Source organism: Methylotetracoccus oryzae (genome assembly GCF_006175985.1).
In the GTDB taxonomy this organism is placed as follows: domain Bacteria; phylum Pseudomonadota; class Gammaproteobacteria; order Methylococcales; family Methylococcaceae; genus Methylotetracoccus; species Methylotetracoccus oryzae.
In genome coordinates this window covers 51575-73344 of the sequence record NZ_SRSH01000020.1, presented here as the reverse complement: position 1 = coordinate 73344, position 21770 = coordinate 51575, and the positions used below count along the sequence as shown (strand labels likewise).

General features: G+C 64.4%; 16 protein-coding genes. 7 read left to right on the top strand and 9 right to left on the bottom strand.

Annotation, left to right across the window (positions count from 1 at the left end; genetic code table 11):
* The first annotated feature begins 75 nt into the window (after nucleotides 1-75).
* Nucleotides 76-2352 (top strand): TIGR03032 family protein, encoded by a 2277-nt coding sequence (locus BWR02_RS17540; RefSeq protein ID WP_139559207.1) that lies wholly within the window; start codon nucleotides 76-78, stop codon nucleotides 2350-2352.
* Between the two features lie 85 nt (nucleotides 2353-2437).
* Here the strand turns inward: BWR02_RS17540 and BWR02_RS17535 are convergent, their stop codons facing one another.
* The 3 genes from BWR02_RS17535 to BWR02_RS17525 form a co-directional block, all read right to left on the bottom strand.
* Entirely contained in the window at nucleotides 2438-3781 is a 1344-nt protein-coding gene (locus tag BWR02_RS17535; RefSeq protein ID WP_139559206.1) for an O-linked N-acetylglucosamine transferase, SPINDLY family protein, read from the bottom strand.
* 323 nt (nucleotides 3782-4104) lie between these two features.
* Nucleotides 4105-4572 carry a YaiI/YqxD family protein gene (locus BWR02_RS17530; RefSeq protein WP_139559205.1) on the bottom strand — a complete coding sequence of 156 codons (468 nt, stop codon included), beginning with the start codon at nucleotides 4570-4572 and terminating at the stop codon, nucleotides 4105-4107.
* On the bottom strand, nucleotides 4569-5957 hold the full coding sequence (locus BWR02_RS17525) for a DEAD/DEAH box helicase (RefSeq protein WP_236102381.1): 1389 nt from the start codon (nucleotides 5955-5957) through the stop codon (nucleotides 4569-4571). The genes BWR02_RS17530 and BWR02_RS17525 overlap by 4 nt, the downstream gene beginning before the upstream one ends.
* A gap of 249 nt (nucleotides 5958-6206) precedes the next feature.
* Here BWR02_RS17525 and BWR02_RS17520 point away from each other — a divergent pair, with 249 nt between their 5' ends.
* The 5 genes from BWR02_RS17520 (at nucleotide 6207) to BWR02_RS17500 (ending at nucleotide 10053) form a co-directional block, all read left to right on the top strand.
* Nucleotides 6207-6587, top strand: a complete 381-nt coding sequence (locus tag BWR02_RS17520) for a YajD family HNH nuclease (protein WP_139559203.1) — start codon at nucleotides 6207-6209, stop codon at nucleotides 6585-6587.
* A gap of 108 nt (nucleotides 6588-6695) precedes the next feature.
* A complete protein-coding gene (gene srkA, locus BWR02_RS17515) occupies nucleotides 6696-7682 on the top strand; it encodes an SrkA family protein kinase (RefSeq protein WP_139559202.1) in 987 nt (328 codons plus the stop codon).
* A gap of 143 nt (nucleotides 7683-7825) precedes the next feature.
* Complete coding sequence (locus BWR02_RS17510) at nucleotides 7826-9247, top strand: aldehyde dehydrogenase family protein (RefSeq protein ID WP_139559201.1); 1422 nt, start codon at nucleotides 7826-7828, stop codon at nucleotides 9245-9247.
* 23 nt (nucleotides 9248-9270) lie between these two features.
* Nucleotides 9271-9591, top strand: coding sequence for an STAS domain-containing protein (locus BWR02_RS17505; protein WP_139559200.1), 321 nt, complete (start codon nucleotides 9271-9273; stop codon nucleotides 9589-9591).
* A gap of 15 nt (nucleotides 9592-9606) precedes the next feature.
* Entirely contained in the window at nucleotides 9607-10053 is a 447-nt protein-coding gene (locus BWR02_RS17500; protein WP_139559199.1) for an ATP-binding protein, read from the top strand.
* A gap of 19 nt (nucleotides 10054-10072) precedes the next feature.
* On the opposite strand, the gene BWR02_RS17495 is transcribed toward BWR02_RS17500, so the two are convergent.
* The 6 genes from BWR02_RS17495 to hemN all read right to left on the bottom strand — a co-directional run bounded on the left by BWR02_RS17495 (nucleotide 10073) and on the right by hemN (nucleotide 18347).
* The gene (locus tag BWR02_RS17495) at nucleotides 10073-11977 is read right to left on the bottom strand and encodes a SpoIIE family protein phosphatase (RefSeq protein WP_139559198.1); all 1905 of its coding nucleotides are present in this window, start codon (nucleotides 11975-11977) and stop codon (nucleotides 10073-10075) included.
* A gap of 110 nt (nucleotides 11978-12087) precedes the next feature.
* Nucleotides 12088-12543 (bottom strand): hypothetical protein, encoded by a 456-nt coding sequence (locus BWR02_RS17490; protein WP_162560212.1) that lies wholly within the window; start codon nucleotides 12541-12543, stop codon nucleotides 12088-12090.
* Between the two features lie 225 nt (nucleotides 12544-12768).
* Nucleotides 12769-14571 (bottom strand): sodium-extruding oxaloacetate decarboxylase subunit alpha, encoded by a 1803-nt coding sequence (oadA, locus tag BWR02_RS17485; RefSeq protein WP_139559196.1) that lies wholly within the window; start codon nucleotides 14569-14571, stop codon nucleotides 12769-12771.
* 19 nt (nucleotides 14572-14590) lie between these two features.
* On the bottom strand, nucleotides 14591-16009 hold the full coding sequence (locus tag BWR02_RS17480) for an acetyl-CoA carboxylase biotin carboxylase subunit (RefSeq protein ID WP_139559195.1): 1419 nt from the start codon (nucleotides 16007-16009) through the stop codon (nucleotides 14591-14593).
* Nucleotides 16010-16331: 322 nt separating this feature from the next.
* A complete protein-coding gene (hemG, locus tag BWR02_RS17475; RefSeq protein WP_139559194.1) occupies nucleotides 16332-16871 on the bottom strand; it encodes a menaquinone-dependent protoporphyrinogen IX dehydrogenase in 540 nt (179 codons plus the stop codon).
* Nucleotides 16872-16958: 87 nt separating this feature from the next.
* On the bottom strand, nucleotides 16959-18347 hold the full coding sequence (gene hemN, locus BWR02_RS17470) for an oxygen-independent coproporphyrinogen III oxidase (RefSeq protein WP_139559193.1): 1389 nt from the start codon (nucleotides 18345-18347) through the stop codon (nucleotides 16959-16961).
* Nucleotides 18348-18605: 258 nt separating this feature from the next.
* On the opposite strand from hemN, the gene BWR02_RS21505 reads away from it, so the two are divergent.
* Nucleotides 18606-21500 (top strand): putative Ig domain-containing protein, encoded by a 2895-nt coding sequence (locus BWR02_RS21505; protein ID WP_139559192.1) that lies wholly within the window; start codon nucleotides 18606-18608, stop codon nucleotides 21498-21500.
* Nucleotides 21501-21770 lie beyond the last annotated feature (270 nt).

The following is a 21770-nucleotide window of genomic DNA, read 5'->3' as shown; positions in this document are numbered from 1 at the left end:
GGATCACGGGCCGGCTGACGACAACGTGGCGGTGAGGTTTCGACACGCCGGCCCGACACTTCCGGAAGCGACCCTGTGGCCCTACCTTTCGCCAGCCAGCATACGACTTCGTTCCCGGCCGCCCTCGAGCAACTGGGCGTCTCGGTACTCGTCTCCACCTATCAGGCCGGACAGCTGATCATCCTCCGCGCACAGGGCGGAGTCCTGAACACGCACTTCTGCGGGCTGGAGCGGCCGATGGGCCTCGCCGCCGAAGGCGGACGTCTGGCGGTCGGCACGGGTTACCAGCTGATCGAATACCGGGATGTGCCCGCAGTCGCAGAGAAGCTGCCGGACGCCGAGCGGCATGATGCCTGTTACCTCCCGCGCCAGATCCACGTCACCGGCGACATCGACATCCACGAAATGGCCTATGCAGCGGATGGCGAACTGTGGCTGGTCAACACCCGCATGTCCTGCCTGTGCACGCGCGATCCGGCCTACAGCATTCGCCCGCGTTGGCGCCCTCCCTTCGTGACCGGCTACGATCTGACGGACCGCTGCCACCTGAACGGACTTGCACTGAAAGACGGGCAGCCGGCTTTCGCGACCGCCCTCGGGCGCTCGGACCAGGCGGCGGGGTGGCGCGCCGACAAGGCCCGCGGCGGGATCCTGATGAGCATTCCTGACGGCCGGATCGTGGCCGAGGGCTTGTCGATGCCGCATTCGCCCCGCTGGCATCAAGGCCGCCTGTGGGTACTGGAATCGGGCGCCGGCACCCTGGCCACGATCGATCCGTCGAACGGAAAAAAGACCGTGGTTGCCGAAGTACCGGGCTTCACGCGCGGCCTCGATTTCGTTGGCCGCTACGCCTTCGTCGGCTTGTCGCAGGTGCGCGAAACGGCGGTCTTTGCCGGCCTGCCGCTGACGGCACGGGTTGCCGAGCGACAGTGTGGGGTCTGGGTCATCGACACCGCCACTGGAGCAACCGTCGCGTTCGTCGTGTTTACGGGCTCGGTGCAGGAAGTCTTTGCGGTCCAGGTCCTGCCGCACCGCTACCCCGCGGTACTCGACCCGCATGACGACCTGCTGCGGACCTCGTACGCCCTGCCGGATGAAGCACTGGCGGAGATCGTGCCCCCAGACCCTGTGCTCTCAGCCATCGCACAGGCAGCCCAAGCGCATCGCACGGGGCAATCTGCCGCAGCGGTATCGATGTTGGGGGCGATCCTGGCCGACCAGCCGGAGCAGACGGGAGCCCGCTACGAGTTGGCCAAGATCCATATGGACTGCGAGTCCTGGCACGAGGCGGAGCGCGAACTGACACGCCTCGTCAGGGACGAGCCCAGCCATGCCGATGCCCACCACCGACTGGCGCTATGCCACGCGGCCCGGGGGCGCTGGGTCGAAGCACTCCAGGGCAGCGAAGCATCGCTGGCCGCCGACGGCCAGTTTGCTGCGGCGCATGTCACTCGTGGTGTCGTGCTGCTGTCCGAGGGGCGTTATGACGAGGGCTGGGCAGAGTGGGAGTGGCGGCGCGAACTACCCGACGCTGTCCGCTTTGCGTGCCCGCAACCGCTATGGACGGGCGCGCCGATCAGTGATCAGGTGCTGCTGGTCCATACCGAGGGCAGCCTGCTCGATGTCGTGCAATTTGCCCGGTTCCTGCCGCGCGCGGCTCGCCACTGCCGCCGGCTGATCGTCTCGTGCAGCGAGGAACAGCGTCCACTGCTGGCCAAGATCGAGGGCGTCGCGGAAGCCCGCATCCCCGATGCGATAGCGCTCGACCGGTTCGATGTCTACTGCTCGCTACTCAGTCTGCCGCGTTTGCTGGGCATCACGCGGATGGATCTCCCCTCTACAGTGCCTTACCTGTCGCTTGCGGACATCTCGGCACGACCGGCACCTCTCCCCGGCAAGGGCCAGCGACGCGTCGGCCTGTGCTGGAGCGGCTGCGACCGCGGCGGGCCGGCGCTGGCGGCGTTGGCAGCCCTGCTGGAGGACCAAGGCGCTCGGTTCTTCTCGTTGCAGGACAAGCCCTCCCGCGAAGATGCGGCATGGTTGGAAAGCCGCGGCATCGTCGACCTGGAGCCCGAGATGACGACGCCCGCGCGAACCGCCGCGTTGGTCGAGCAGCTCGATGGCGTGATCGGTGTCGACTCCCTGCCCATCCATCTGGCTGGCGCGCTGGGGAAACCCGCCTGCGTACTGATCGGACCGTTCCACCATTGGCGTTGGCTGCGACACGAAGCTGCGAGCCCTTGGTATCCGAGCGTCCGAATACAACGCCGCAGAACCGACGAAAGCTGGGAGGAGGTCATCGGCCGCATCGCGCCGGAGGTAAGTGGACATCCGACCAGCGCTTATCCCTGAGCCGGTGAAGCTGGCCGGCCGAGTTCCGCGCTGCCATGGCTCGGGGCCAAACAAAGGCGTGCTATGCGATTCCCAACCATCCGCTTCAACCCTGGCCGACCATTCCCGGCTTTTCGCCTCTGAGATAACCCAGCCACATCGCCTCATACAGCGCCTCGATATGGCGTGTATAGCTCGCCACATCGAAAAGTGGGGTCGTGAGCCGATTGGCAGCCAGCCTCGCCTTGACGCCGTTGAAGCGCTCCTGATCCGTCGCCAGGTCCAAGGCCAGCTGATAGTACTCGTCCAGGTCAGCGACGATCAGTTCCTCCATATCGATGGCCCGCAGCACGCTCCCTGCGACGCGCGAGGGGAACGTATCCCCGGCGCAGGTCAGGATGGGCACCTCCACCCACAATGCATCGCTGGCCGTGGTGTGAGCGTTGTAGGGAAGTGTGTCCAGCACCAGATCCGCCAACTGTAGACGGCCAAGGTGGTCCACCTGTGCCATGTCATCCGCGAAGATAATGCGCTCGGCGGTTATCCCCCGCTGGAACGCCTCCCGTCGAAGATTGCCCTCTGCCAGGGGATCCCGGAGGAGCCAGAGCACACTACCGGGAACATCGATCAGCAGCCGGCACCAGAGGTCGAATATCTCCGGTGTGATCTTGTAGGTTTGCGTAAAACTGCAGAAAACGAAGCCGTCCTCCGGCAGACCGGCCTCCAATCGCGTTGGTCGCGCGCCGACGGGACAGTGTCGTCCGTGCGGCTGGTAGGTTCCCGGCAGATAGGCGAAGGCTTCGCTGTAGTCCGCGGCGGTTTCGGGCGGCGTCAGGAAGCGATCCGTAATGAGGTAATCGCAGAAATCGCCGCCCAGCGTACCGGGGTAACCAAGGTAGTTGACCTGGATCGGCGCCGGCCGATAGGTGAGAATCGCCGTGCGAGTCGCCGCTGTATAGCCCTTCAGATCGATCAGGATGTCCACCTGGTCACCATGAATCGTGGCGGCGGCCTCAGCGGTCGACAGCGCCTCGATGTCGATGAAACGGTCGAACGTGCACTCCAGACGGCGGCGCATGGCTTTGCCATCGCTCGCACCGTAGGAATAGGCCAGGACATCAAAACGCTGCCGATCGTGCGCTTCCAGCATCTCCGCGATCAGCAGGGCGGTGGCATGTTCGTGAAAATCGCATGACAGGTAGCCCACCCGGATCTTCGGCTTGGCCTGCAGGGCAAAGGTGAATGGTGAGGCGGAGGCGTCGATCCGCTGTTTCATCCAGAGTTCGGAGCACCGCCGATGCTCGTTCGCGGTAATACCAGGTATCGACAGCGCAAGAAACGGTGCGAGCTTGCCCTCTTCGCCCTTGGCGATCACCGAGCGGACCTGCTCGCGCCACTCGCCCACGCTGCCCCATTCGCACATTTGTTGAGCGAGACTGAGTCGTTTCATGTCATGGCTGCCATGGTTTGGACGAACCGTGCGAAGGACACGCAAGGCTTGCGCCCCCCGCGCTCAGGCGCCGCCGGGCATGCCGGGCTTACCTGCGCATCAATGCGTCCGGAAGCATGGCCGCATCAATAGCAGCATGCAACACTGGGACCATGGCGGAAGAGGTCCACGGAGTAAGGGCACAGCGATCCGAGCGCTCTGCCGAGGAGAGGTGCAAGTGACGCGGCCCCGGGGGTCCATCAGCTGCCGCCAGGCCTACGAAATCTGTTGACTCGGAGGTCGGATGGAACTCGACTGCGGGCGCGGCCGGGGACGGAGTGGCGCTAAACCTTGTGGGATCCTGATCGCAGCATCTTTGCCAGATAGCGATCCAGCTGTGCGGCAAACGCTTTCCGGTCGCTGTTGCCGAGCGGTGGCGGTCCGCCGGTCGAAACACCGGTGTTCCGCAATTCCTCCATGAAATTCCGCAGCGCCAGCCGTTCGCGTATGTTTTCCCGTGTGTAGAGCTCGCCCCTGGGGTTCAGCGCTTGGGCCCCGCGCTCGATCACCCGGGCCGCCAGCGGAATGTCCGCGGTGATCACGAGATCATTCGGTTCGACGTCGTCGACGATGCGGGTATCGGCAACGTCGAAGCCGCCGGGCACCCTGATCGCCCGAATCCACGGCGAAGGCGGGGGCCGCAGCGCCCGGTTGGCCACCAGGCACAGCGGCACCGGCACGCGATTCGCAGCCCGGTACAGGATTTCGCAGATGACCGCGGGGCAGCCGTCCGCATCGACCCAGATGGTCATCCCCGGCCGCGCGTGCTGCCCGGCTTTGGTGCAGTAAACAGTGACGCAGGCTGCCCATCCCGACGCGGACCACCCGGTCGGGCCTGACCAGCGGCATTGTTGCCATTGCCGCGGCGCGGTGCAGACCGCCTCGGTGAACGGCTGTCACGACCGGCCGTGTCGCCCGCGGTCGACCGCGCCGGTCCCGAACCCCGGCGTGCGTCGCGACCGCCCGTATCGCGCGCCGAGTTCTCGACGATGCGGACCGGAGGCACGAAACCTTCGACATCGACGCGGGTGATCTCGCGCCGAATCAGTCGTTCGATGCCTTTCAGCAGCTTGATTTCCTCGGCGTCGACCAGCGACACGGCGGCTCCGGTACTGCCCGCGCGACCGGTGCGGCCGATGCGGTGTACGTAGTCTTCCGGAACATGCGGCAGCTCGAAGTTCACGACCCTGGGCAGCTGATCGATATCCAGGCCGCGCGCCGCGATATCGGTTGCGACGAGCACCGGCAGACTACCGTCCTTGAAGCCCGCGAGTGCCTGGGTGCGCGCCGACTGGCTCTTGTTGCCGTGAATCGCCGCGGCCGCAATGCCATCCCGGATGAGCTTTTCGGCCAGCCGGTTGGCACCGTGCTTGGTCCGTGTGAACACGAGCACCTGCCGCCAGTCGTTGTGCCGGATCAGATGCGAAAGCAGGTCGCGCTTGTGATTCTGTTCGACCAGATGGACCGACTGTTCCACCAGATCAGACGTCGCATTGCGGGGCGCGACGTCGACCGAGCCGGGTTTGTGCAAAAGACCGTCGGCCAGCGCGCGTATCTCATTCGAGAAAGTCGCCGAGAACAAAAGATTCTGCCGGTGTTTCGGCAGCAGGGCCAAAATCTTGCGGATGTCCCGGATGAAGCCCATGTCGAGCATCCGGTCCGCTTCGTCCAGCACCAGGATTTCGATCCCGGACAGATCCAGCGTCCGCTGACCGTAGTGATCAAGCAAACGTCCGGGCGTGGCGACCAGAATGTCCACCGGGCGTCGCAGGCGATCGATCTGCGGCTTGATGTTGACGCCGCCGAACATCACCATAGAATCGAGGGTCAGATAGCGCCCGTAGGTTCTGACCGATTCCTCGACCTGAGCGGCCAGCTCGCGGGTCGGCGTCAGCACGAGACAGCGTGGCCGGCCGGGCACGCGACGCGGCGCGGCGTTCGCCGACAGGCGCTGGAGTATCGGCAGGGTAAAGCCGGCCGTCTTGCCGGTGCCGGTCTGAGCGCCTGCCAGCAAATCCCCGCCGGCCAGCACCAAGGGTATCGCCTTGAGTTGCACGGGAGTGGGCTGCGTGTAACCGGCATCGGAAACGGCGCGCAAAAGGGGTTCGACCAGCCCGAGGCTGGCAAAGTCATTCACGGAAGTAATGGGAAAGCTCCTGCGACGGCCCGTCGCTCACAGAACAGCGACGCCAATCGAGGCAGACGGAAAGTCGATCGGTACGATCGGAGTGAAAAGGGAAACTGAGACGCTGATTGGCAGAACGCCTCGGCTCCGCGGATTATACGCAGTTGGCTCGCCAATGCGAGCGAAATGACCTTGGGTTGATCCGCGGAAGCCGATCAGCCACGAACCCTCACACACAGCATCGCAAAGGTTAGGTAGCCCATGGCCAAGAAAGACACCCAATCCACCGGCAGCAAACTCGACCAGGTCGTAGCTGAGGCGCGACGCGCCCGCGACGAGCGCGAGAAGGGTTATCGCGAACAGGCGCTCAAGCTGTATCCGTGGATCTGCGGACGCTGTGGCCGGGAGTTTGGGCTGCGTAACCTGCAGGAACTGACCGTCCACCACAAGAACCACAACCACGACGACAATCCCAGCGACGGCAGCAACTGGGAATTGCTGTGTCTCTACTGCCACGATGAGGAGCATGCCCGACAGGTGCGCCTCAACAAGACTGCCGCCGCAGGCCCTGAGAACCAGGGCTCAACGTTCAAGGCCTTTGCGGGCCTCGAATCCTTGCTGAAAAATCCCAAAGGTGAATAACGCGAGCGGAACCACCGTTCTCTTTCCGCATCGTTTCGGCAGCCGCACCGCCACCGGCCCGGCGAGAGTCGCTAGGCTCCCCGCACCCATGCTGCTAAAGTGGATCGGATGGACGCGCATCCCTTTTCGAGACTGACGCCCGACTGCGTGCTGAACGCGCTCGACAGCGTCGGCTTCCATACGGACGGTCGGCTGTTGGCGCTCAACAGCTACGAAAACCGCGTTTATCAGGTCGGCCTCGATGAAGGAGACCCGGTGGTCGCGAAATTCTATCGGCCGGAGCGCTGGAGCGACGAGGCCATCCTCGAAGAACATCGTTACACGCTAGAGCTGGCGGATGCGGAGTTGCCAACCGTTCCGCCGCTCGGCGCGACGAACGGGACGACTCTCCACCGGTTCGAAGGTTTCCGCTTTGCGGTGTTTCCGCGCCAGGGAGGTCACGCGCCGGAACTTGATGCCCCTGGTACCTTGCAACGCCTGGGACGACTGCTCGGCCGCATCCACGCGGTCGGCGCGCTGCGCCGCTTTCGGCACCGCCCCAGCCTCGATATCGCTACTTTCGGCGAGGAGGCTCGGGAGTATCTGTTGGAACAGCAGGCGCTGCCGGCAGACCTGTCGGCCAGCTATGCTCAGTCGGCCGCGATGGCTCTGGACGGCGTGCGGCGGTGCTACGACCGGGCGGGCGACGTCCGCCTGCTCCGCCTGCACGGCGACTGCCATGTCGGCAACATCCTGTGGACGGACGATGGCCCGCATTTCGTGGACTTCGACGATATCCGCAGCGGCCCGGCCGTTCAGGATCTCTGGATGCTGCTCTCCGGCGACCGAATCACCATGACGCTGCAGCTCGGACAGGTCATTGCCGGGTATCGCGACTTTTTCGACTTCGATCCCCGCGAGTTGCACCTGATCGAAGCGCTCCGAACGCTGCGCATGATCCACTACGCGTGCTGGCTGGCCCAGCGCTGGAGCGACCCGGCCTTCCCGCAGGCCTTCCCGTGGTTCGGCACGCCGCGGTACTGGCAGGAGCGCATCCTGGAACTGCGTGAACAAATCGCCGTGCTGGACGAGCCCCCACTGGTCCTGGCCGCATGAGTACCTGACCGCCAGCGGTGCGGGGATACGAGGACTGATCTAGACTCTGCGATGACTCGGCCGATCGCGCATCTGACCCGGCGCCGGAACGTGGCCTCCCGAAGTCACCATCAAGCCGCAGGACACCATACGAGGAACGGATCGTGAGCGCAGTCAGTGTCGATGAGATCATGCAGCGAGCCACGGCCGCCGCAGGCATCTTCAGCCAGTACGACCAACAGCAGACCGACCGGATCGTCGAGTCCGTTTACCGCGCCGGCTTTGCGGCCCGGGTCAGACTGGCCCGGTTCGCCCAGGAGGAAACCGGCATCGGCCGCTGGGACCACAAGGTCATCAAGAACGTCGTCGCGACCCAATTCGTCTACGAAGACATCCGCGATCTGAAGACCGTCGGCGTGATCCGTGAGGATACGGACAACGGCATCCTGGAGATCGCCCAGCCGGTCGGGCCGATACTCGCCATCATCCCGGCGACGAATCCCACCTCCACCGTGATGTTCAAGGTGTTGAGCGCCCTGAAGACGCGCAATCCGGTCATCGTAAGCCCGTCGCGCCGCGCCACGGCGTGCACGGTCGAGGCCGCCCGGATCTGTTACGAAGCGGCCCTGGATGCGGGAGCTCCCGAGGACTGCGTGCAGTGGTTGGCGGACGTCTCGCGCGAACAGACGCAGGCATTGATGGCACATTCGGGACTGGCACTGATCCTCGCGACCGGCGCCACCGGTCTCGTGCATTCCGCCTACAGTTCGGGCACCCCGACGCTCGGCGTAGGCCCCGGGAATGTGCCGGTGTTCATCGACCGCAGCGCCGATGTCCCATTTGCTGTCAACGAAATCTGCGCATCGAAGCTGTTCGACAACGGCACGATCTGCGCCAGCGAACAGGCCATCGTCGTAGAAAGGGCGCTGGCCGACGATGTCATGGCCGCCTTCCGCCAGCACGGTGCCTATTTCCTGAATCCAGCCGAAAGCCGGCAGCTCGAAGCCCTCGTCCTCGACACCTCGGGACACATGAGTGCGGACATCGTCGGCCGCCCCGCGACCGACATCGCGCAGCGGGCCGGCCTTGCCGTACCGCCGGACACGACCCTGCTGATCGCACCGCTGGATGGCGTCGGCGATGACTATCCCCTGTCACGGGAGATCTTGGCACCGATCCTGGCGTTCTATGCCGTCGAGGGCTTCGACCACGCAGTCAACGTCTGCATCGACCTGAACTTCTATGGTGGCATCGGTCATACGGTCAGCCTGTTCTGCAACGACGAGGCCCGCATCACCGCGTTCGCGTCCCTGATGAACGCCGGGCGCATCGTGGTCAACATGCCGTCGGCACAGGGCGCCGTGGGCCGTATGTACAATAGCCTGAGTCCGTCGCTAACGCTGGGCTGCGGCACAGGCGGCAAGAACATCACCACCGACAACGTCACGGCGCGCCATTTGATCAATATCCAGCGGGTCACACGCCGCCGCGAAGATCGTCGCTTCGCACGCTTCGATCTTTCGCTTTACCTCGACGAAGGCGTGGATGCAGACGCAATCCACGAAGCCTTCAACCGCAACTATTGAACGCGAAGGGACCGGGAACACCGATGGCAACCGCGACAACCACCCAGACGGATTTCGACCTGACCGACACCGGCGGAACCTGGCATTGCGTATTGGCCGGAAGGCTCGACACCGAACGGTGCGAGCGCATCACGGAACCGTTGCTGTCGCGGCTCCAGGAATCGAACCAGGGCATCACCTTCGATCTCGCCGAGGTTTCGTTCGTCGCGTCATCGTTCCTGCGCTTATGCATACTGGCCACCCGGGCCGTGGGGAACGGCAACGTCTGCCTCGTGAACACCGCGCCGACCATCAAGAAGGTGTTCAAGATCGCGGGGCTGGACGGGCCGATCCGGATCGACTGACCTGCTCGGCGCCCCATGAGCAGCAACACGCTGGAACTGACGGCGACCAGTCGCATCGAGGAACTGAGCGCCATCGCGGAACAGACTGCAGCTTTCCTGGAACGGGCCGGTTGCATCCCGAATACCGTATTCGCGATTCAGTTCGCACTTGAGGAACTGTTTGCGAACATCGTGAGTTACGCCTTCGTTGGCGATGATGATGCAGGGTCCGGAACCCATTCGATAGCGATCCGACTGGAGCAGGATCCGGCCGGATTCACACTGACGCTCGAAGACGACGGAACCAGCTTCGATCCGCTATCTGCGCCTGTGCCCGACACCTCATTGCCGATCGACCAGCGTCCGATCGGCGGTCTCGGTCTGTTCATCACGCAGCGTCTCGCGTCCAGCATCCAATACCGCCGCACGAACGGAAAAAACAGGGTGACCGTACGCTTCATCTCCCCCATCGAAGAGGCTTGACCCCACGCGAGGCAGGATCCTATCCATGCGCTCCCGTGACGGCCTGCCGCCGCAGCACCAGTAGCGTCACGTCATCCTGCGGTGCGCCGACACAGTGTTGCTGTACGGTTTCCGTTATCCGCGTGCAAAGCGCTTCGGGGGAAGCTGTGGCGTTGCTCCGCAGCAAGGCCTCCAGCCGCTCTTCGCCATACAGTTCACCACCCGGATCACTGGCCTCGACGACACCATCCGTGTAGAGCACCAGTGTGTCGCCGTCGCCGAGTTGAGCTTGCCGATCGCCGAATTCGGCGTTATCGAACACGGCGAGCAGCGGCCCGGTCGAGTCTCCCAGGACCTCCGGCGTGCCGTCGGACCGGACTACGTAAGGGAAGTTGTGGCCAGCATTCGCATAGGTCAGGCAACCTGTCGGAAGGTCATAATGCGCCAGGAACGTCGTCACGAAAACCAACTGGCGATTGTCTTCGAACAGCGCGCGGTTGACCGCGGCCAGCGTCTCGGCCGGGCTGACACCCGGCCGGGTGAAGTTCCGAATCGATGTTCGCGCGGCCGCCATGAACAACGCCGCGGCCACACCTTTGCCGGAGACGTCAGCGATCGCGACGACCAAGGTCTCCGGCCCGAGAAGGAAGTGGTCGTAGAAGTCACCCGCAACGTACCGTGCAGGCACGAATCGCGTGGCGATCTCGACACCCAGGACGACAGGAAACGGCGCCGGCAGCAAGGTCCGCTGGATCTTCAGTGCCACTTCCAGCTCGCTCTCTACGGCCTGGCGCGCGGCCGTTGCCTCGATGCGCCCCGCGACGTTGGCCTTGAGATCCGCCATCATCCGATTGAAGACCATGCTGAATCGGCCGAGCTCGTCGCGACCCAGTGGACCAGCAACGCGCGCCTCCAGATCACCCGCCGCCGCGCGGCGGGCAGCCTCCGCCAGCGGCACCAAGGGTCGGGTGGCCCGGGCCGAAAGCCAGGCCAGCAGGCTCAGCACGGCGGCCGTTCCGAACGCATATACCACCACCTGTCGCCGCAGCCGGGACCTGACGGTGGCCAGAACGGCCTGTTCGTCCACGCTCGCCAACAAAGCCCAGCCCGTGGCCGGTAGCGGGGCGATCAAGAGCCAGCGCTGTGAACCGCCGGTCGCATCTGCCGATGGGCGGATGATTCTTTCTCCCTCGCTGCGCTCACGCCAGCCCGGTTCGAAAACCGGGGCGATCCAGTTGGCGACAAGAACTGCGGGCGGCGGTTGCACATCGTCCGTGGCGAGGGCCGTACCGGCCCGATCCGCGATCCAGAAGCCGCCCGACTCGAAGTCCGCATCGCGAAGTACCGATTGCAGTCGCTCGACCGGCACCTCGACGCTGACGGCGCCGTCGAGTTTCGGATGTGACAGCATCGGCGCGACGTAGCTGACGACCGTCCCCGGGACGCCACCGACGGCCTGATGCGGCCCCGACCAGAACCCGCTCCGGGCCGCCAGCGCTCGATCCAGCCAAGCCGCCTTTAGGACAGATTCCGTTCTCGGATCGGCAGGCTCGACCGGACCGTCCTCCGGCAGGACGTACAACCGCAGAGGATCGGCGGGCCGGGCGGGTTTGCGTCGAAAAGCCAGGACCGACCGAAACGCGAGATTTCGCCCGCCGGCATCGATGCGCAGCAAACGTTCACGCTGCGTGTCGCTGAACTCCGGATTCAAGGCCAAGAGGCGAAGCTTCGTCTGCGTGGTCTGTGCGACCTGAGACAACGCCTGATCGATCCGCACCGCAACCAGACGGGTCAGCGTGCCGAGTTCTCGGCGCATCGCATCGAGTGCCTCATCACGCCCGAGGCGGTACTCGAGTGCGATCACCGCGAACTGCAGGGCCAGCAACGGCAGACCGATGCCCCATAACAAACGCGTACGGAGGGAGTGGAAACGGGGAGTCAGCATGCTGCGTAGCAATCAGAACCGTTCCAGGCCAGCAAGATCAGCCTTGGCCAGACCACCCGCCTCGTCCGCGTGAGATACACCCGCCACCGTGAATCCAAACCAACTTCGATCTAGCGGCGGTGCTTGCGGACGTAGTTCTGAATCTGGCCGGCAGTGAAATTGCCGCGTCCCGGCACATGATAAGTGCCACCGGGATTGCGCGTGATGCCGTAGGGTAGCTGTTGTCGCGGCGGCTGGCTCCCGCCCTGTGGCGGGGGCACTCCCGGCTGCTGCGCCTGTTTGCGCCCCTGGCTCAGGCCGTACTGGTAGGCCTGCCAACGGCGCCAGTCTTCCTCACGGGCGCGGTTATAGCCGTAGTAGTAGCCGTTCGACCCGCCCCCGTAGCCGTACAGGGGGTAACCATAGCCTCCACGATACCCGCCATAGGCCGGATAACCATAGCCATAGCCTCCCGGATAGCCACCACCGCCTCCCCAGTTGGACCAGCCGCAACCGGTCAGCATCACCGCTGCGAACAGCGTCGTGAGCGCCCTCATCAACGCCCCGGAGGTCAGTCGTCGTTCCACTGTGGCCACCGCCAGATCGGCTATTCGTAACAGGGTCGACTGATCATCGCACGTTTTACGGCCAGACTGAATCGGCTCGCAGCAGCGCGCGGTATCAGGTGCGATCGCACCGCTGCCGCATGCGCGCGGGTGTCGCCGCATCGCATGTCAACGGAATCGCGCAGAACGGGACTCTCGCTCAGCGGCGGATCGAGCCGAACAGGTTCGGCCCAAGAGCTGTCGGGTCTATGCTTCGATCTCCATCAGCACTTCGTTCGGATTGACTCGGTCGCCCTTCTGGATGTGGATGGCGGCGACCAGACCGCTGATTGGCGCCTTGATCTCGGATTCCATCTTCATCGCCTCGGTCACGAGCACGCCGTCCCCGGCGCCGACCCGATCGCCGACCTTGACGAGAATCGCAACGATGTTTCCGGGCATCGTCGTCACGACATCGCCGGGCTTCCGCGGCGCCTTGCGCCCGCCGACCGTGCCGCGCTCGACACCGCTCAGAACCTCGAGGTCGATCTCCTGCGGCACGCCGTCCAGGGTGATATAGAAGCGCCGATTGCGTTGATCGTTGAGGTTGGCGCCGGTGATCTGGACGTCGTAACTTTCGCCGTGCACCGAGACGCGGAACTCGGTCGGGACCTCCGGCGCCACCGGCACCGCCCGCGACACGGCTTCAGGCGGCACCAGCGCTTCCGGCTGCAAGGTGCCCTCCTTGCGTTCGCGCAGGAAGGTGCGCCCGACCTCGGGGAACATCGCATACAGCAGCACGTCGGCGTCGGACGTCGCGAGATCGGCAATCTCCGCGCGCAGCTTATCCATCTCGGGCGGCAAGAGGTCCGCCGGCCTGACGTCGATGACCGGTTCATGGCCGATCGCACGCCGCTGCACGTCCGGATTGACCGGAGCGGGCGGCTTGCCGTAGCCGCCCTGCAGATAGCGCTTAACCTCGTTGGTGATGGTCTGGTAACGCTCGCCGGTCAGCACGTTCAACAGAGCCTGGGTGCCGACGATCTGCGAGGTCGGCGTGACCAGCGGCGGATAGCCGAGATCGGCACGGACCCGCGGAATCTCGGCGAACACCTCCTGGATCCGGTCCAGCGCGCCCTGCTCTTCCAGTTGACGCGCCAGATTCGACATCATGCCGCCGGGCACCTGACTGGTCTGCACCCGACTGTCGACGCCGGTGAATTCGCTGTCGTACTGGCGGTATTTGCGACGGATGCCGGCAAAATAGTCGGCAATCTCCTGCAACAGCGTAAGATCCAGCCCGGTGTCGAATGGCGTGCCCTTCAGCGCGACGACCATGCTCTCGGTCGCCGGATGGCTGGTGCCGCCCGAGAACGGCGAAATGGCCGTATCGATGTGGGTGACACCGTGCTCGATCGCCTTCAGCTGCGACATCTCGGCCAGTCCCGAGGTCGCGTGCGCATGCACGAACAGCGGGACATCGACGGCGCCGCTGAGCGCGCCCGCCAGTTCCGCGGCCGCAGTAGGCGTCAGCAGACCTGCCATGTCCTTGATCGCGATACTGTCGGCGCCCATCTGGACCAGTTCCTTCGCCAGCTTCATGTAACCGGCGAGGTCATGCACCGGGCTGACCGTATAGCTCAGCGTGCCCTGCGCATGCTTGCCGGCGGTCTTGACCGCCTCGATCGCGGTTCTCAGATTACGGCTGTCGTTCAGCGCATCGAAGATACGGAACACATCCATGCCTTCGGCGGCAGCGTGACGCACGAATTCGCGCACGACGTCATCGGCATAGTGCCGGTATCCGAGCAGGTTCTGGCCGCGCAACAACATCTGCAACCGCGTGTTCGGCAGGGCTCTACGGAGTGCGCGGAGGCGTTCCCAGGGGTCTTCCTTCAGGAAACGCAGGCAGGCATCGAAGGTCGCGCCGCCCCAGGCCTCCAGCGACCAGAATCCGACGCGGTCGAGCTTGTCGCAAATCGGCAGCATGTCCTCGGTGCGCATGCGCGTCGCGATCAGCGACTGGTGCGCATCGCGCAGGATCAGGTCGGTGACGAATACTTTTCTCATCGGCAGGGCTTCCGGGGGGTTACAGGCCGACATGCGCGGCGATCGCGGCGACGGCCGCCAGCACGGCGGCGTCGCGACTGCGCTTCAGGGAGTACTGGGTCAGTTCCGGGTGAGCGGCCAGAAAGCCGGTATCGAAGCGGCCGCTGCGAAAATCGGGATGCCGCAGGATTTCCTGGTAGAACGGCATCGTCGTCGGCACACCGGCAATGATCGTGTCGTCCAGGGCACGCAGGCTGCGCGCGATCGCCTCGTCGAAATTCCGACCCCAGACGATGATCTTCGCGCACATCGAATCGTAATGCGGCGGAATCTGGTAGCCGGTGTAGATCGCGGTGTCGGTCCGGACACCGGGGCCGCCGGGGGCATAATAGCGAGTGATCCGGCCAAAGCTCGGGAGAAAATCGTTGCGCGGATCCTCCACATTGATGCGGAACTGGATCGCGCAGCCGTGCAGTTCGACGTCGGGCTGCGCCAGGCTCAGCGACAGACCGTCGGCAATGCGGATCTGCTCCTTGACGATGTCGAGGCCGGTGATTTCCTCGGTAATCGTGTGCTCGACCTGAACCCGGGTGTTCATCTCCATGAAATAGAACTCGCCGTCCTGGGTCAGCAGGAACTCGATCGTGCCGGCATTCTCGTAATTCACCGCGCGGGCGGCCCGCACGGCGAGTTCACCAACATGGGACCGCTGCTCCGGCGTCAGTTGCGGCGACGGTGCGATCTCGATCAGTTTCTGGTTCCGGCGCTGGATGGAGCAGTCCCGTTCCCACAGGTGAATCACCTGGCCGTGGCTGTCGGCGAGGATCTGCACCTCGATATGGCGCGGATTGACGATGCATTTTTCCAGGAAAACCTCGGCGCTGCCGAAGGCCTTGGTCGCCTCGGACACGACACGATCGAAGTTCTGGGCCAGCGCTGCCGGTGTGTCGCAGCGGCGGATGCCGCGCCCGCCACCGCCGGAGGTGGCCTTCAGCATGACCGGATAACCGATACGGGTGGCGACGGCCAGCGCTTCGTCGAGGCCCGAGACATTCCCGTCGGAACCCGGAGTCACCGGCACCCCGGCCGCGATCATCGCCTGCCGCGCCTCGGTCTTGTCGCCCATGCGACGGATCACACCCGCGTCGGGACCGATGAACCGGACACCCCGGTCGGTGCAGATCTGCGCCAGCAGGGGGTTCTCTGACAGAAAGCCATAGCCGGGATGGATCGCATCGCAACCGGTTTCGACCGCCAGATTGACGATACGGTGCGGATTCAGATAGCCGGCGAGTTCTTCCTGACCGATGCAATACGACTCGTCCGCCTTCTTGACATGCAGACCGAAGCGGTCGGCTTCGGAGTAGATCGCGACCGAGCGTATGCCCATCTCCGAACAGGCGCGCAGCACGCGCACGGCAATCTCGCCGCGGTTGGCAATCAGGATCTTGCGGATCATCGCGTCAGGCTCGCCAAAACGAGGCGCCAGAACGGCCGCGATGCGGCAGCGCAATGCGAGATCCCTGCGGCACGGAACAAACTGGAAGCGGAGGGAATCACCCTATGCGCAGTGGCACCTAACGCCACGTGGCAGGACACCCCACAGAAAACCCCTGTAATTCTGGCAATTAGAATCATCCGAGGCCTCCACACAGACGATATCCGAAGCGACGCCTACAGTCTATCGACTTCCCTTGCGAGTGGAAAGCTCAAGACGCGGAACCATTCATGCTGCGACGCAAGAAACCGGAACCGGCGATCGGCAGTGGCCATCCGGCCCGTCAGGACGCATCCGCCGCTGCAACCAGTCGCCGCGCGAACGCATCCACTTGGTCCCAATCCGTGAACTCGACCACGGCGCTGGGATCCGTCGGACCGCCAGTCACCCACATGATCATCCGGATGAGCCAGCGGTCGAGCGCGCCATAACGCGGGTAGTCCAGCCGGCCGGCGAAGACTGCGCAGAATTCCGGTTGCCAGGGAATTTTGCGGAGGAAACGCTTCAGATAGGGGTTGGTCGCGGGTTGATCCTTGCCCGGTTTGCGCGCGACCAGGTTAACCGAGAACAAGACGCCGCGCTTGGCCTTCAGTACCGCGGCGTAGCGCTTGATATAGGCCAGTATCAATGGACTATGCCGCCCGTAACGGATGCTCGCGCCGATCACGACCCGATCGTAGGGGGCGGGATCGACGCCTGGATCATCGGCGATGGAGACCAGCGTCACGGCATGACCGGCCTGCTCCAAGCGATCACGCAGCCGCTCGCAGATCTTCAGGCATTGCCCGTCGGTGGTCGAATAAACGGTCAGAAAGCGGGTCATGGAGATGCTCCGACTGAGGAACGCCGTCGCCGGCTCAAGGTAAGCCGGACAGCACGTAAGGGCGTGCGCGTTTAGCGCCGCGAAAGTTTAGATGATCTTGGAAAAGGCCTGCTGCGGACGATTCGCGGCGAGATAGCCGTCGAAGGTCATTGCGATCGCCCGCAGCAGCAGGCGCCCTCGCTCGCAAACACGGAATCCGGTCGGCGTCGGTTCGATCAGACCGTCGCGTTCGAGCGGACGGAGGTGGGCGATTTCGGACGCGAAGTAGCGCTCGAACTCGATACCGCTCCGTTCGGAAACGGCGGCGTAATCGAGTTCACCGCGACACATGATGTCCTGGATCACGCTGCGGCGGATCCGGTCATCCGCCGTCATCAGCAGGCCTTTCACGATCGGCAGCTTGCCCTGTTCCAGAGCGGCGCGGTACGGCGCCACCTCCTTGGCATTCTGTGCATAGCAATCGCCGACCTGGCCGATGGACGTCATCCCCAGACCGACCAGATCGCTATTGCCGTGCGTCGAATAGCCCTGAAAGTTGCGTTGGAGTTCACCGCGCTGCTGGGCCTTGACGAGTTCGTCGTCGGCCAGCGCGAAGTGGTCCAGGCCGATGTACACATAGCCGGCGCCAGTCAGCCGCTCGATCGTGGTCCGGAGAATCTCCAGTTTCACGGCGGGCTCCGGGAGCTGCTCTTCATGGATCAGGCGCTGGGCCCGGAACATCTGTGGCAGGTGGGCATAGCTGTAAACGGCCAGGCGATCTGGGCGCATCTCCAGCACGCGCTCCAGCGTTCGCTCGAACCCGGCAACGGTCTGCAGCGGCAGGCCGTAGATCAGATCGAGCGACACCGACCCGAATCCGGCTTCACGCGCAGCGCGCACCAACGCCCCGGTATCCTCGGCCGACTGGATGCGGTTCACCGCCTGCTGCACGTCCGCTTCGAAGTCCTGCACGCCCATGCTGATGCGGTTGAAGCCGGACGCTGCCAGCGCCCCGATATCGGCGGGCGAGACCGTGCGCGGATCGATCTCGATCGAGAATTCGCGGCGCCCGTCCGGGCACAGGCTGAAATTCGCGTTCAGCGCCTCGAACAGCCGGCGCATCTGTTCCCGGTCGAGGTAAGTCGGCGTGCCTCCCCCCAGGTGGAGCTGTTCGACCGTGCGCGTCCGACTGAACAGCGCACCCTGCAACTCGATCTCGCGGATCAACAATCCGAGGTAGTCCTCGGCCCGTTCCGTATGGCGCGTGACGATCTTGCTGCAGCCGCAGTAGTAGCACAACGAGTGACAGAACGGGATGTGCACGTAGATCGATAGCGGCGCATCCGGTGCTGCGGCATCGGAACGTCTGACCTCGGCGCGATACTCGGCCTCGCCGAAACCGGGCTGGAACTGCACGGCGGTGGGATAGGACGTGTAGCGCGGGCCGCGGCCGCCGTAGCGCTCGATCAGCGCTGTGTCGAAGCTGGGAGTTTGCATGGGCGAAGTTTATCGCGATTCGCGCCGGCCTGCGGCCAATCCGGGCATGGCCTGCGGCGTCACGCGAAGGTCCGTTGCATCGGTCCGACCCCGGCGTTCCACGTCACCCTTATCTGGTGCGGGGCTGCCCACAAGGTCGGCTCCGGCGCCAACGGCACCGTCATCGATCTCACCGGGGCCACCGGGAAGCTGCACACCAATCGATGAATCAGTAAGGGAAAGACCGACTCGCGTTGGCATGAATCGGCGGCGCCGGGCATGTTCCGTGATGTAAGATTCAGTGAACGCAAGCTTACGATCCTTTTGCTCCGTCTTCTTCCGAGGCCAGTCATGAGTACTTTCACTGAACGGACCGGTACCGCGAATCCCTTCAATGAGTTCAATGAAGGCACGGACAGCACACCAAGTCTGGCTGACATCGACGGTGACGGCGACCTCGATGCCGTCGTCGGGAGCAGCAGCGGACAACTGTCCTACTACGAGAACGTCGGCAGTGCCACCGCGCCGATCTTTATCGAACGCACCGGCAGCAGCAATCCCTTCGACGGTATCGACGTAGGACCCTATGTCGCCCTGACTTTGGGCGACCTCGACCGCGATGGCGACCTCGACGCCGTGATGGGTAATGCCGATGGAGATTTAAGCTATTTCCGGAATACCGGCAGTGCCACGACACCGGTCTTCACCGCACGCACCGGTACGGCCAATCCCTTCAATCGCATTTCGGTGGATTCTTTCAGCATCCCGACCTTGGCCGATCTGGATGCTGACGGCGACCTCGACGCCATCATCGGCCAAGGTTCGGGCACCCTGCAGTATCTTCAGAATACGGGAAGTGCCACGGCACCGGTGTTCACCGCGCGCACCGGCACGGCTAACCCGTTCAATGGACTGGACGTCGGCGGTGACAGCGCGCCGGCCCTGGCCGACCTCGACGGCGACGGCGACCTCGACGCCGTCGTCGGGGAAACCTACGGCCTGCTGCATTACTTCGAGAACATCGGCACCGCCCGAGCCCCAATCTTCATCGAACGCGCCGGCACCGACAATCCCCTGGGGGGGATCGACGCGGGGCCGTTTTTCAGCCTGCCGACGCTGGCCGACCTCGACGCCGACGGGGACGTCGACATCATCGTCGGTGGAAACGACGGCAACCTGAACTATTTCGAAAATCTTGCGAACTCGACGAACACTGCCCCGACCGTCGTGACGCCGCTGAGCGATCAGTTCGCCCTGGAGGACACCCCGTTCAACTTCACCGTCCCCGCCGGCACCTTCAGCGACGTCGACGCCGGCGACACGCTGACCTATACCGCCAGCCTCGCCGATGGCTCAGCGCTGCCCGCCTGGCTCAGCTTCGATTCGAGTACCGGCGGATTCTTCGGCACCCCGCCGAACGCCGCTGTCGGCACCGTCAGCGTGACCGTAACCGCCACCGACACCTCCGGCGAAACCGCCAGCGATACGTTCGACATCGCCGTGGTCAATACCAACGACGCTCCGATCCTCCTCATTCCGCTGAGCGACCAGTCAGCGATCGAGGACGCCCCGTTCGGTTTCACCGTTCCCGCCGGCACGTTCGGCGATGTCGATGCCGGCGATATACTGACCTTTACCGCGACCCTTGCCGACGGAGCCGCACTGCCCGCCTGGCTCAGCTTCGACGCCGCGACCCGCAGTTTCAGCGGCACTCCGACCAACGACGACGTCGGTACGGTCTCCATACTCCTGACAGCCACGGACAGCAGCGGCGCCGCCATCGCGGCGCCGCCCTTCAAGCTGACCATTGCCAATGTCAACGACCCCGCCGAGGTTGGCGGCACCCTCACCGGCTCTATCATTGAGGACGCCGCGCCGAACAGCGTCACCGGCACCCTGACCGTCACCGATATCGACAGTCCCGCAAGCTTCCAGGCCATCACTTCGCCCACCGTCAGCAGCCTGGGCTATGGCCGCTTCACCCTGACCGTCGACGGCACCTGGACGTATATCCTCGATAACGCCAATGGCACGGTGAATGCGCTGGCGACCGATGAGGAACTGCAGGATCGGTTCGACGTCCTCACCGCCGACGGCACCACGCGGACCATTGCCATCACGATCATCGGCCAGTCCGATATCGTCGCTGCGCCCCCCTCGGATATCCGCTGGAACGCGGCCGTGCCGGCCAACGGCACCCTGCCCAAAGCCGGCGAAGTGCTGGCCACCCTGGACGCGAGCGATGCCGATTCCTCCGCCTTCACCTACGCCCTGCTTCCCGGCAGCAGTGCCGGCTTCAGCCTGACCGACGGCAACGTCACTCGCAGCACGCTCCTCGGTACCAATGCCACCCATCGACTCATCTTGCGCGCCACCGACGAGACCGGCCTGAGCCATGACGAAACGGTCACTGTCCGCACCGGTTCCACCGTCGCCGACACGCTCAACGGCTCCACCGGCGATGACGTGTTCTATGCGGCGGGCGGCGATGACAGCGTGTTCGGTGACGACGGCGACGACAAACTTTTCGGCGGCAACGGCAACGACAGTCTGTTCGGCGGCGCGGGCGACGACAGCTTGTACGGCGGCACCGGCGGCGACACCTTCTACGGTGGACTCGGCAGGGACACGCTCGACTTCGGCAACAGCGGCGACAATCTCAAGGATCATGCCGTCTACGGGGATCTCAGCGAGGGTGGCCTGGGCGAAGTGATTCGGAAATTCGACGCGACTGGAACCGCTGCCCAGACCGATACCATCGACCTCAGCAGCACCTTGCGCGTCTGGCTCGACGACAACGCCAGCGGCACCCTGAGCTTCGGCCGTAGCGGAACGTCCAACAACAGCAACACCGCCGTCAATCTTGCGAGCACCGAAGCGCTGTATCTGGGGGGTACCGCCAACGACGGCCTCGCGACCAGCGACCTGACCAACGCGACGGCCCTCGCCACCGAACTCAACGCCGAATTCCGCCTGACCGTCGCCGAGGGCCAGCGCACCCTGCTGCTGGTCAACGACAACACTACCGGCAGCCATCACAGCACCCTGTGGCTCTACACCGAAAGCAGCACCGGCACCTCCATCGATAACCCTGTCAGCGCCACGGAGCTGACACTGATCGGCGTCGTCGAGGCCAACGCGACCCTGCTGACCGGCCAGGTGGCACTGGTCTAGGTCCCTCATCCAGCCGTTGACGGAGAGGGGAACACACCCGGGACGGCGGATCGGGCCACTGCACTGCTGCCCAACGACAGCTCTTGGCTCAAGCCGCGAGTCCCGTCGTGCCTTGGGAGGTGCCGGGTACCGTGTTTCGCCGACGCCGGAACGTTCCCGCATCGAGGCCAACCTGGTTCTCGCCGAGCCTTGGAAAGGCGGTCCATGGGCTAGACGGGGCACCCGGCACACAACGCGGACGGCAGGCTGTAGAATGCCCGCATCCGAACT

Excerpts from the sequence above, each read along its gene's own strand:
- BWR02_RS17480 (WP_139559195.1), bottom strand. The coding sequence starts at position 16,009 with ATGATCCGCAAGATCCTGATTGCCAACCGCGGCGAGATTGCCGTGCGC.
- BWR02_RS17535 (WP_139559206.1), bottom strand. The coding sequence starts at position 3,781 with ATGAAACGACTCAGTCTCGCTCAACAAATGTGCGAATGGGGCAGCGTG.
- BWR02_RS17520 (WP_139559203.1), top strand. The coding sequence starts at position 6,207 with ATGGCCAAGAAAGACACCCAATCCACCGGCAGCAAACTCGACCAGGTC.
- hemN (WP_139559193.1), bottom strand. The coding sequence starts at position 18,347 with ATGCAAACTCCCAGCTTCGACACAGCGCTGATCGAGCGCTACGGCGGC.
- hemG (WP_139559194.1), bottom strand. The coding sequence starts at position 16,871 with ATGACCCGCTTTCTGACCGTTTATTCGACCACCGACGGGCAATGCCTG.
- BWR02_RS17495 (WP_139559198.1), bottom strand. The coding sequence starts at position 11,977 with ATGCTGACTCCCCGTTTCCACTCCCTCCGTACGCGTTTGTTATGGGGC.
- BWR02_RS21505 (WP_139559192.1), top strand. The coding sequence starts at position 18,606 with ATGTTCCGTGATGTAAGATTCAGTGAACGCAAGCTTACGATCCTTTTG.
- BWR02_RS17505 (WP_139559200.1), top strand. The coding sequence starts at position 9,271 with ATGGCAACCGCGACAACCACCCAGACGGATTTCGACCTGACCGACACC.
- BWR02_RS17530 (WP_139559205.1), bottom strand. The coding sequence starts at position 4,572 with ATGACCATCTGGGTCGATGCGGACGGCTGCCCCGCGGTCATCTGCGAA.
- srkA (WP_139559202.1), top strand. The coding sequence starts at position 6,696 with ATGGACGCGCATCCCTTTTCGAGACTGACGCCCGACTGCGTGCTGAAC.
- BWR02_RS17500 (WP_139559199.1), top strand. The coding sequence starts at position 9,607 with ATGAGCAGCAACACGCTGGAACTGACGGCGACCAGTCGCATCGAGGAA.
- oadA (WP_139559196.1), bottom strand. The coding sequence starts at position 14,571 with ATGAGAAAAGTATTCGTCACCGACCTGATCCTGCGCGATGCGCACCAG.